Here is a 10564-nt window from a genome sequence, read left to right as displayed (position 1 = left end):
TTCAGCTTCCTGAACCTCTCAACCCGGCGGCCTGTAAGCCGTTGTTCCGTGTCGATGGAGGCGCATTATAGGGAGTTCCTGACGGCTGACAAGGGGTAAATGCAAAAAACTTTTCAAGCGCTCAAAATTCAACCCAAAAGTAATAAAGACGACCACAAATGCCGTTTTCTTAAACAAAAATGGGCCCGAAGGCCCATTTCTGTTCTTTACTGCGATTACTGACGGGCAACTATCGCCCCATCCTGCACGTCCATCTCGATCATTTTTCCCGGAACCAGACTGCCTGAGAGGATCTGCTGGGCGAGCGGGTTTTCAATCTGCTGCTGTATGGCTCGTTTCAACGGCCTTGCACCATAAACCGGGTCATAGCCATTTTCACCGAGCATCTGCAACGCCGCATCGGAGATATGAAGTTCATAACCACGTTCAACCAGACGATTGTAAAGACGCTGCAGCTGAATTTTAGCAATGGAGGCAATGTGTTTCTCACCCAGTGGATGGAACACCACCAGTTCATCGATACGGTTAATGAACTCCGGCCGGAAATGGTGGCCGACAACGGTCATCACCACTTCTTTCATTTCCGGATAACTCAGCGCGCCAAAACGTTCCTGAATCAGATCTGATCCGAGGTTAGACGTCATGATCACCACCGTGTTACGGAAGTCCACTGTTCTGCCCTGCCCGTCAGTCAGACGACCGTCATCCAGCACCTGCAGCAGAATGTTAAACACGTCCGGATGCGCTTTCTCCACCTCGTCCAGCAGGATCACCGAATAGGGGCGACGGCGGACCGCTTCGGTCAGATAGCCGCCTTCCTCATAACCCACATATCCGGGAGGTGCGCCCACCAGCCGCGAAACCGCATGTTTCTCCATGAACTCAGACATATCAAGACGCACCATCGCATCATCACTGTCGAACATAAAATTAGCCAGCGCTTTGCACAGCTCGGTTTTACCTACCCCGGTCGGGCCGAGGAACAGGAACGAGCCGATGGGGCGATTTGGATCGGCCAGACCTGCACGACTCCGCCTGATGGCGTTTGATACAGCTTCAACCGCTTCGTCCTGACCGATAACACGCTCGTGCAACTCCTGCTCCATCCGCAGCAGTTTGTCGCGCTCCCCTTCCAACATTCTGGCAACCGGAATACCGGTCCAGCGAGCCAGCACGTCAGCGATCTCCACGTCGGTTACGCGGTTACGCAACAGACGCATTGTCTTTCCTTCGGCCTGGGTGGCTAACTCCAGCTGTTTCTCCAGCTCAGGTATTTTCCCGTACTGCAACTCAGACATCTGTGCCAGATCGCCGGAACGACGCGCCTGCTCAATGGACAGTTTTGCCTGCTCCAGTTCCGCCTTGATAGTCTGGGTGCCGGACAGTGAGGCTTTCTCCGCCTTCCACTCTTCTTCCAGCTCAGAGTAATCACGCTCTTTCTGATTCAACTCGTCTTCCAGCATGTCCAGACGTTTGATGCTGGCATCATCGGACTCTTTCTTCAGCGCCTGCTGTTCCAACTTGAGCTGAATAATGCGGCGTTCAAGACGATCCAGCGACTCCGGTTTCGAGTCAATCTGCATACGGATGCTGGAAGCCGCTTCATCGATCAGGTCAATAGCTTTGTCCGGCAGCTGGCGATCGGCAATATAGCGGTGAGACAGCGTAGCCGCCGCCACAATGGCCGGATCGGTAATCTGCACATGGTGATGCAGCTCATAACGTTCTTTCAGCCCGCGCAGGATGGCGATGGTATCTTCAACGCTCGGCTCCGCCACAAACACTTTCTGGAAACGACGCTCAAGTGCCGCATCTTTTTCGATATACTGGCGATACTCATCCAGCGTGGTGGCGCCAACACAGTGCAGCTCGCCACGGGCCAGCGCTGGTTTCAGCATGTTGCCTGCATCCATCGCGCCATCGGCTTTACCCGCACCGACCATCGTGTGAAGCTCGTCGATAAACAGAATGACGTTGCCTTCCTGTTTGGACAGATCGTTGAGCACGCCTTTCAGGCGCTCTTCAAATTCACCCCGGTATTTGGCACCGGCAACCAGCGCCCCCATATCCAGCGCCAGCACGCGGCGGCCTTTCAGCCCTTCCGGCACTTCGCCGTTGATAATGCGCTGAGCGAGGCCTTCAACGATGGCGGTTTTACCCACGCCAGGCTCGCCAATCAGTACCGGATTATTCTTGGTACGGCGCTGCAGAACCTGGATAGTACGGCGGATCTCTTCATCACGCCCGATAACCGGGTCCAGCTTGCCCATCTCCGCCCTTTCGGTCAGGTCGATGGTGTATTTTTTCAGTGCCTGGCGCTGATCTTCAGCTCCCTGGTCGTTCACGGTTTCGCCTCCACGCATCTGATCAATAGCCCGGGCCAGTTTTTCGCTGGTTGCTCCAGCGGATTTCAGTAAATCAGCCAGTGAGCCACGCGAATCGAGAGCGGCCAGAACGAACAGTTCGGATGAGATAAAGTTATCGGCACGTTTTTGCGCCAGTTTGTCACAGAGATTCAGGACGCGGACCAGATCCGCTGAAGGTTGCACATCGCCATCCGTCCCCTCAACCTGTGGCAGACGAGCAATAGCCTGTTCCACGCCGCTGCGCAGGGCTGACACATCAGTACCCGCGGTGGTGAGTAAAGGACGTACGGAGCCCCCTTCCTGAGTGAGCAGGGCGCTCATCAAGTGAAGAGGTTCGATAAATTGGTTGTCGCGCCCGAGTGCTAAAGACTGGGCATCGGCGAGAGCAAGCTGGAATTTATTAGTAAGACGATCCAGACGCATAATTCCCCCATTCAGGTCAAATTGCTACTGGAGATTAAATGAGGTCATCCCTCAAATTTTCAAGTTTAATGACCCAAATATTTTGGTGAAAAATACATCAATCTGGACCGTCTTATGGCGCTAGGTTATATCAGCCAGATCAAACTTGCCATACGGCCGGTAACGCCATCGCGTCGGAAGGAGAAAAATTGTTCCCGTGCGGAGACAGTACAAAGGCCGCCACCCGTGATATGGCGCACTCCTCTGCGTGTCAGACAGTTCCGGGCAAGCTGCCAGATATCGGCATAATATTTTTCACCAACAGGACGAAATGCCGCGTCAGTGATTAAATCTTGCGCTAAAAAGGCGTTACGCACCTCCGGTCCCACCTCAAAGGCCTCCGGTCCGATGGCGGGTCCCAGCCAGGCAACAATCTCTTCTGCCGGAGCGATAAAAGCATCGAGCGTGGCTTCCAGAACCCCTGAACACAATCCCCGCCAGCCAGCATGAGCTGCCGCCACTTCTTTACCATCCAGAGAACTGAACAGTACCGGCAGACAGTCAGCCGTCATCGCTGCACAAACCACGCCACGTTCGCGGGTATAAGCAGCATCGGCCTGCAGTGAGTCAGGCTCTTCCCCGGTAAGATGTAATACCCGAACACCATGAACCTGCTCCAGCCAGACGGGCATTGCCGGCATTTCTGCCAGCCGGACCAGACTTTCACGGTTGGTCTGCACGTCCTGCGGATTATCCCCCACATGCGCACCAAGATTCAGCGAATCCCAGGGCGCATGGCTGACGCCTGCCAGCCGGGTTGTTGAACAGGCCCGTACGCTGGCGGGCACGCTCCATTGGGGAATGATCAGGCTCATTACCAGTCCAGCTGATCTTTGAACTCTTCAGTATCGGCTTTCAGGGCCTCGATAAGCTCCACCATATCCTGTGGCAGCGGCGCGTGCCATTCCATCTCAATCCCGGTAATCGGATGATACAGACGCAGCATGGTGGCGTGCAGAGCCTGGCGGTCAAACTTTCTCAATATGGAGATAAACGCTTCAGAAGCGCCTTTCGGTGGACGCGGTCGACCGCCGTAGAGCGGGTCACCCACCAGGGGATGGTTGATGTGGGACATATGCACACGGATCTGGTGAGTACGGCCGGTTTCCAGACGCAGACGCATACGGGTATGAGCACGAAAATGCTCCATAATGCGGTAGTGCGTGGTGGCCGGTTTGCCCATCGGATGTACCGCCATATGGGTGCGCTTGGTCGAGTGACGACTGATCGGCTCGTTTACCGTTCCGCCCGCAGTCATACGGCCAATAGCCACCGCTTCATACTCACGGGTGAATTCACGCAGCTGCAATGACTCCACCAGATGAGTCTGAGCAGGAACCGTTTTCGCTACCACCATCAGGCCAGTGGTGTCCTTATCCAGACGGTGCACGATGCCCGCACGCGGCACATCAGCAATGGCCGGAAAATGATACAGCAACGCATTCAGTACTGTGCCATCAGGGTTACCAGCCCCCGGATGAACCACCAAATCGCGAGGCTTGTTGATGACCATAATATCGTCATCTTCATAAACGATATTCAGCGGGATATCCTGCGCTTCCCAGCGCGCTTCTTCCTCAATCTCGGCCTCGATAGCGATTTGTTCGCCACCAAGCACTTTTTCCTTTGGTTTATCGATGATTACGCCATTAACACTGACGCGACGGTCGAGAATCCACTCTTTTATACGAGATCTTGAATAATCAGGGAACAATTCGGCCAAAGCCTGATCTAAGCGTTGTCCGAGTTGCGATTCGGAGACCGTTGCGTTGAGTTTTACTTGTTGTGCCATAAACAGCTTCTTCGTTAACGTTGGGTTTTCACGGCGATGCCGTTTAATATAATGTGCTATTGTACCTGGTCACTATCGGGAGCTACATGGACAGCTTCCTGAATAACACTCTGAGGATAATCAAATCGTCATGACGCGTATGAAATATCTGGTGGCTGCAGCCACGTTGAGCCTGGCATTAGCGGGTTGTTCCGGCTCGAAGGATACGGTGCCCGATAACCCACCTTCCGAGATCTATGCCACAGCCCAGCAAAAACTGCAGGACGGTAACTTTAAAGGAGCAATAACGCAACTGGAAGCGCTTGATAACCGCTATCCGTTCGGGCCTTACTCCCAGCAAGTTCAGCTAGACCTGATCTACGCTTACTACAAAAATGCCGATTTGCCGCTGGCGCAGGCCGCAATTGACCGCTTTATGCGTCTGAATCCAACCCATCCGAACATTGATTACGTGATTTATATGCGTGGTCTGACGGACATGGCGCTTGATGACAGCGCGCTGCAGGGCTTTTTCGGCATCGATCGCTCAGACCGCGATCCTACGCATGCGCGTGATGCCTTCCATGACTTCTCTCAGCTGCTGCGTGGGTATCCAAACAGCCAGTATGCCACTGACGCCAGAAAGCGTCTGGTGTTCCTGAAAGATCGTCTGGCGAAGTATGAGTTATCCGTTGCCCAATTCTACACCAAGCGCGAGGCCTATGTCGCCGTCGTTAACCGTGTAGAGCAAATGATGCAGGATTACCCGGATACTCAGGCTACCCGTACGGCTCTGCCACTGATGGAAAATGCCTACCGTCAGTTGCAGCTGAATGCCGAAGCGGATAAGGTCGCGAAGATCATCGCCGCTAATAAGGCTTAAGTCACAAAAACGAAAAATGGCAGCCGGTGGCTGCCATTTTTTTTGCCCAGAAAAGCACCGGATTTTCGATTTTCCTTCTGAGTTAACTTACCCATAATGCACCCTTAAAATCAGCCCTTCAAGCCTCAACAAGGGAATAATCACCCCATCTCACAAATTTTGCCCACTTGACAAAAAGTGACAAAAAAACGTGATATCGATCACGCATCAAGCCTTTTTTCAGGGTATGCTGGACCTACATTCGACGGAAATGACAGAGAGGTAAGCACTATGGTTCTGAACATTACCAGCAAGCACATGGAAATCACCCCGGCTATCCGCCAACATGTCGAAGACCGTCTGGCCAAACTTGAAAAGTGGCAAACTCATCTGATTAATCCCCATATCGTTCTTTCAAAGGAGCCGAAGGAATTCGTTGCCGATGCGGCTATCAACACGCCAAATGGCCCCCTGGTGGCCAGCGCAAAACACGATGATATGTATACGGCCATAAATGACCTGATCAACAAACTGGAGCGCCAGCTGAATAAAGTTCAGCACAAAGGCGAAGCGCGCCGCGCGACTGCCAGCGTCAAAGACCTTAGCGTCGTCGATCAGGAATAACCGTAAAAGGGAGATAACGCGCCTTCAGGGCGCGTTTTTTATTGACAGAAAGAAATTGCAGCGGTTACTTTAAACGCTCGACAATACCGGACACCACCATGAAAAAGCAGCCGTTCTTCTTCGCATTCTTTTTTACCTTCCCCTGACCGGGAGGCAATTCGTCGTGTAAGAGAGAATGCGAAGACGAACAACAAAGCCTCCCCAGCGGGAGGCTTTTTTTTTATGAACATCTGACAGGTAGCATTATGACCGCTGAAAATCCCCTGCTGGGCCTGCGCGACAAGATCAGTGCGCTGGATGAAGAACTGCTGAGCTTACTGGCGAACCGCCGCGCGCTGGCGATTGAAGTCGCCACGGCGAAAATGGCCACCCACCGCCCTATCCGTGACATTGACCGTGAAAGAGATCTGCTTGAAAATCTGATCCGGCTGGGCAAAGCACATAAGCTGGACGCCCACTACATTACCCGTCTGTTCCAGCTGATTATTGAAGACTCGGTTCTTACCCAGCAGGCACTGCTGCAAAAACACCTTAACAAAACCAATGCACAGTCTGCCCGTGTCGCTTTCCTCGGCCCTAAAGGCTCTTACTCTCACCTGGCGGCACGTCACTATGCAGCCCGCCACTTTGACAATTTCATTGAAAGCGGCTGCCTGAAGTTCCGCGATATTTTCAGTCAGGTTGAAACCGGTCAGGCAGACTATGCCGTGCTGCCGATTGAGAATACCACCTCCGGTTCAATCACCGATGTCTATGACCTGCTGCAGCAAACCAGCCTGTCTATCATCGGCGAGAGCACCGTACCTATTGATCACTGCGTACTGGTCTCCGGCAGCACCGACCTGCAGCAAATCGAAACGGTTTACAGCCATCCTCAGCCTTTTCAGCAGTGCAGCCAGTTTATTCACCGCTTCCCGCACTGGAAAATTGAATACACCGAAAGCACGGCAGCCGCGATGGAAAAGGTGGCGGAACTCAATTCACCGAAAGCCGCCGCTCTGGGCAGCGAGGCTGGCGGCGAGCTATACAGCTTACAAGTGCTGGAGCGCAACCTGGCAAACCAGCTGCAAAACATCACCCGCTTTATTATCCTCGCCCGCAAGCCGGTTGAAGTGACTGAGCAGGTTCCGGCAAAAACCACGCTGATTATGGCGACCGGACAGCAGGCCGGTGCGCTGGTGGAGGCGCTGCTGGTTCTGCGCAAGCATAATTTGACCATGAGCAAGCTGGAATCGCGTCCGATTTACGGCAATCCGTGGGAAGAGATGTTCTATATTGATTTCCAGGGCAATCTGCGTTCCGGTGAGGTGCAGCAGGCCCTGCGTGAGCTGGCACCAATTACCCGTTCACTGAAGGTGCTTGGCTGCTATCCGAGCGAGAACGTCGTTCCGGTAGAACCGAACTAATCTCCTGTTTCCAGCCGCGGCTCCTGCGGCTGGATACCCCTACTCCCAGAGTAGCGATTTCCCCTTTCTGCTAATCGCTATATCATAGTGTTTATAACGATTATCAGGAAACCGACATGCGTAACATTCTCCGCACCGCTTCTTTATTATTTTTCATTGGGTTACTGCCTTTCTCCTCCTATGCCGACCGCCAGGTTACCGATCAGCTGGGTCGCCAGGTCAGCATTCCGGATCGCGTTGACCGCGTGGTGGTGCTGCAACATCAGACACTCAATCTGCTGGTCCAGCTGGATGCCACCAAAACCATGGTGGGGATTTTAGGCAACTGGAAGCAGCAGTTGGGTGATGGCTACCAGCGCCTGGTGCCGGAACTGACCAGCCTGCCAACGCTGGGCGACCTGACTCATGTCGACCTGGAAAAACTGGTCGCCCTGCACCCTCAGGTGGTGTTTGTCACCAACTATGCCCCGCAGGAAATGATCGATCAGATCCAGCATCTCGGTATTGCAGTGATTGCAATATCACTGCGTGCAGGCGACGAGAAGCAGGAAAACCGTCTCAATCCACAGCTTCAGGATGAAGAACAGGCCTATAATCAGGGCCTGAAGGACGGTATCCGGCTGATCGGCAGCGTGGTTAACCACCAGAAGCAGGCGGAAGATCTGATCAGCGCCACCTTCAGTCAGCGCCAGGAAACCAGCGATCGCCTGAAGAGTATTCCGGCCGCCCAGAGGATCCGCGTCTATATGGCGAATCCTGACCTGACTACCTATGGCTCTGGCAAATACACCGGCCTGATGATGGCTCATGCAGGCGCAATGAACGTCGCGGCGGCCACGGTCAAAGGTTATAAACAGGTTTCGATGGAGCAGATCCTCGCCTGGAATCCTCAGGTGATATTTGTGCAGGACCGCTATCCGCGGGTGATTGACGAAATCAACCATCAGCCAGCCTGGAAGGCCGTTGATGCGGTTAAACATCACCGGGTTTATCTGATGCCGGAGTATGCCAAAGCATGGGGCTATCCGATGCCGGAAGCGCTGGCGCTGGGAGAACTGTGGATGGCGAAAAAACTTTATCCGGAAAAATTCAGCGATATTGATATGCAGAAAAAAGCCGACAGCTGGTATCAGCGCTTCTATCGCACCCACTATGTGGGCAGCAACTGATGAACGAACTGCGGGTACTGGCGGCCGGCAGCCTGCGGATTGTCTGGCCCAGGCTGATCGCCGCGTTTAATCTGCAAAATGAGTGTTTCGTGAACACCGCGTTTGGCCCTGCCGGCCTGCTGCGTCAGCGCATTGAGCAGGATGAACCTTGCGATCTCTTTGCCTCGGCAAATGTGGCACACCCGCAGACCTTACTGGCGGCCGGTAAAGCGATCGGCGTTGCGAATTTCACCCATAACCAGCTCTGCCTGAGCATCAGGGCAGATCTGGCCCTCACAGAACGAGACTGGCTTGAGCTGCTCAGCGATCCGACACTCCGCGTGGCAACTTCCACCCCACTCAGCGATCCTTCAGGTGATTACACCTGGGAGCTGTTTGATCGTATTGAACAACATCATGAAGGAACGGGGAATTTACTGAAGCAGCGAGCGTTACAGCTGGTTGGCGGACCGGACAACCCAGCCGTTCCGGCAGGTGAGCTGGCGGCCAGTTGGGCCATCAACAGCCATCAGGCTGAAATTTTTATCGGCTATCAGAGTTATGCGCCGCTGATTGCCAGGGACAGCGGCATCGTTACAATGGATATCCCGGCACCTTACCAGGTCAGGGCTGATTACGCTCTGGCGGTCTGCCACAGTAAAGCCCAGCCGCTGGCTGAGTTTCTGGTATCACCCCAGGCGCAGGAAATTTTACAGAAAGCGGGCTTCAGCCACTAAAAATATAAAACGCCTGATGGAATTCATCAGGCGTTGATCGCAGGCTGAAGGTGTATCCAGTCAGTTACTGACGGCTGTCATTAGCCTGACGGAGAAGAGTCCGGCTCTCCAGCATAAAGCGCTGGGCGTAATCGCCAAACCAGTGCTCCACTTTACGGAAGCTGTCGATAAACGCCTGTTTATCACCCTGCTCCAGCAGCTTAATCGCCTCACCAAAACGCTGGTAGTAACGTTTGATCAGCGCCAGGTTACTTTCCGAAGACATAATAATGTCTGCATAAAGTTGCGGATCCTGGGCAAACAGCCGCCCGACCATCGCCAACTCCAGACGGTAAATCGGAGAAGACAGGGCCAGTAGCTGCTCAAGCTGCACGTTCTCTTCAGCCAGATGCAGACCATATGCAAAGGTGGCAAAGTGGCGCAGCGCCTGGATAAAAGCCATATTCTGATCGTGCTCAACGGCGCTGATGCGATGCAATCTCGCTCCCCAGACCTGAATCTGCTCCAGGAACCACTGGTAGGATTCCGGCTGACGACCGTCACACCACACCACAACCTGCTTCGCCAGACTGCCGCTGTCCGGTCCGAACATCGGATGCAGACCAAGAACCGGACCGCTGTGCGCGGCCAGCATCGCCTGCAGTGGGCTGTTTTTCACCGAGGCCAGATCGACCAGAATGCAGTCTTCCGGCAGCAGCGGCAGGCTGGCAATCACCCGCTCAGTCAGATGGATCGGCACGCTGATGATCACCATCCCGGCATCCGCCAGCATGCTTTCACCCTGCTCCCAGTCCTCTTTGTCAAGGATCTTCACCTGATAACCAGACAGGGTCAGCATCTTTTCAAACAGACGCCCCATCTGGCCTTTGCCCCCGACAATCACTACCGGGCGCAGATCAGGATTCAGCGTCTTGAAGCCTTTATCGTTCTCGCTGGAGTAGGATTCCCGCATCACACGGCGCAGAACATCCTCAATCAAATCCGGCGGCACGCCCAGCAGTTCGGCCTCTTTACGCCGTGAAGCCAGCATTGAAGCTTCACGTTCAGGCACATAAATCGGTAATCCGTAACGGCTTTTCACCTCGCCCACTTCGGCAACCAGCTCCAGCCTTTTGGCCAGCAGATCGAGCAGCGCTTTATCAACTTCATCAATTTGATCGCGTAGCGCGGTCAGTTCAGCCACCATAA

Annotated in this window: 10 protein-coding genes and 1 other annotated feature; of the genes, 6 read left to right on the top strand and 4 right to left on the bottom strand. The window is 53.9% G+C overall.

Going from position 1 to position 10564, the window contains the following annotated elements; translation table 11 throughout:
- Window positions 1-215: 215 nt before the first annotated feature.
- The 3 genes from clpB to rluD form a co-directional block, all read right to left on the bottom strand.
- Window positions 216-2789: an ATP-dependent chaperone ClpB gene (clpB, locus tag AC3Y5R_RS21380; protein ID WP_489923003.1), complete on the bottom strand. Its 2574-nt coding sequence runs from the start codon at window positions 2787-2789 to the stop codon at window positions 216-218.
- A gap of 125 nt (window positions 2790-2914) precedes the next feature.
- A complete protein-coding gene (yfiH, locus tag AC3Y5R_RS21375) occupies window positions 2915-3643 on the bottom strand; it encodes a purine nucleoside phosphorylase YfiH (RefSeq protein WP_158784122.1) in 729 nt (242 codons plus the stop codon).
- Window positions 3643-4620 (bottom strand): 23S rRNA pseudouridine(1911/1915/1917) synthase RluD, encoded by a 978-nt coding sequence (rluD, locus tag AC3Y5R_RS21370; protein ID WP_489923002.1) that lies wholly within the window; start codon window positions 4618-4620, stop codon window positions 3643-3645. The genes yfiH and rluD overlap by 1 nt, the downstream gene beginning before the upstream one ends.
- A 130-nt stretch (window positions 4621-4750) precedes the next feature.
- On the opposite strand from rluD, the gene bamD reads away from it, so the two are divergent.
- The 6 genes from bamD (at window position 4751) to AC3Y5R_RS21340 (ending at window position 9376) form a co-directional block, all read left to right on the top strand.
- Window positions 4751-5482 (top strand): outer membrane protein assembly factor BamD, encoded by a 732-nt coding sequence (bamD, locus tag AC3Y5R_RS21365; RefSeq protein WP_158784120.1) that lies wholly within the window; start codon window positions 4751-4753, stop codon window positions 5480-5482.
- A 270-nt stretch (window positions 5483-5752) separates the two neighbouring features.
- The gene (gene raiA / locus AC3Y5R_RS21360; RefSeq protein ID WP_489923001.1) at window positions 5753-6085 is read left to right on the top strand and encodes a ribosome-associated translation inhibitor RaiA; all 333 of its coding nucleotides are present in this window, start codon (window positions 5753-5755) and stop codon (window positions 6083-6085) included.
- 97 nt (window positions 6086-6182) lie between these two features.
- Window positions 6183-6307 (top strand) — a sequence feature (Phe leader region).
- The gene (gene pheL / locus AC3Y5R_RS21355) at window positions 6184-6231 is read left to right on the top strand and encodes a pheA operon leader peptide PheL (RefSeq protein ID WP_199257343.1); all 48 of its coding nucleotides are present in this window, start codon (window positions 6184-6186) and stop codon (window positions 6229-6231) included. Its footprint overlaps the feature before it by 48 nt.
- A gap of 23 nt (window positions 6308-6330) precedes the next feature.
- Complete coding sequence (gene pheA / locus AC3Y5R_RS21350; RefSeq protein ID WP_489923000.1) at window positions 6331-7491, top strand: bifunctional chorismate mutase/prephenate dehydratase; 1161 nt, start codon at window positions 6331-6333, stop codon at window positions 7489-7491.
- A gap of 116 nt (window positions 7492-7607) precedes the next feature.
- Window positions 7608-8660 (top strand): ABC transporter substrate-binding protein, encoded by a 1053-nt coding sequence (locus AC3Y5R_RS21345; protein ID WP_489922999.1) that lies wholly within the window; start codon window positions 7608-7610, stop codon window positions 8658-8660.
- On the top strand, window positions 8660-9376 hold the full coding sequence (locus AC3Y5R_RS21340) for a molybdate ABC transporter substrate-binding protein (RefSeq protein WP_489922998.1): 717 nt from the start codon (window positions 8660-8662) through the stop codon (window positions 9374-9376). Before AC3Y5R_RS21345 ends, AC3Y5R_RS21340 begins: the two co-directional genes overlap by 1 nt.
- Window positions 9377-9440: 64 nt before the next feature.
- Here the strand turns inward: AC3Y5R_RS21340 and tyrA are convergent, their stop codons facing one another.
- The gene (gene tyrA / locus AC3Y5R_RS21335; protein ID WP_489922997.1) at window positions 9441-10562 is read right to left on the bottom strand and encodes a bifunctional chorismate mutase/prephenate dehydrogenase; all 1122 of its coding nucleotides are present in this window, start codon (window positions 10560-10562) and stop codon (window positions 9441-9443) included.
- Window positions 10563-10564: the final 2 nt, after the last annotated feature.

Source organism: Erwinia sp. 009765445 (assembly GCF_058137865.1).
Note: the sequence above shows the minus strand (reverse complement) of the source record. Positions and strands in the feature narration are given on the sequence as shown.

Coding starts and splice junctions, on each gene's coding strand:
- clpB (WP_489923003.1), bottom strand. CDS start 2,789: ATGCGTCTGGATCGTCTTACTAATAAATTCCAGCTTGCTCTCGCCGAT.
- yfiH (WP_158784122.1), bottom strand. CDS start 3,643: ATGAGCCTGATCATTCCCCAATGGAGCGTGCCCGCCAGCGTACGGGCC.
- rluD (WP_489923002.1), bottom strand. CDS start 4,620: ATGGCACAACAAGTAAAACTCAACGCAACGGTCTCCGAATCGCAACTC.
- bamD (WP_158784120.1), top strand. CDS start 4,751: ATGACGCGTATGAAATATCTGGTGGCTGCAGCCACGTTGAGCCTGGCA.
- raiA (WP_489923001.1), top strand. CDS start 5,753: ATGGTTCTGAACATTACCAGCAAGCACATGGAAATCACCCCGGCTATC.
- pheA (WP_489923000.1), top strand. CDS start 6,331: ATGACCGCTGAAAATCCCCTGCTGGGCCTGCGCGACAAGATCAGTGCG.
- AC3Y5R_RS21345 (WP_489922999.1), top strand. CDS start 7,608: ATGCGTAACATTCTCCGCACCGCTTCTTTATTATTTTTCATTGGGTTA.
- AC3Y5R_RS21340 (WP_489922998.1), top strand. CDS start 8,660: ATGAACGAACTGCGGGTACTGGCGGCCGGCAGCCTGCGGATTGTCTGG.
- tyrA (WP_489922997.1), bottom strand. CDS start 10,562: ATGGTGGCTGAACTGACCGCGCTACGCGATCAAATTGATGAAGTTGAT.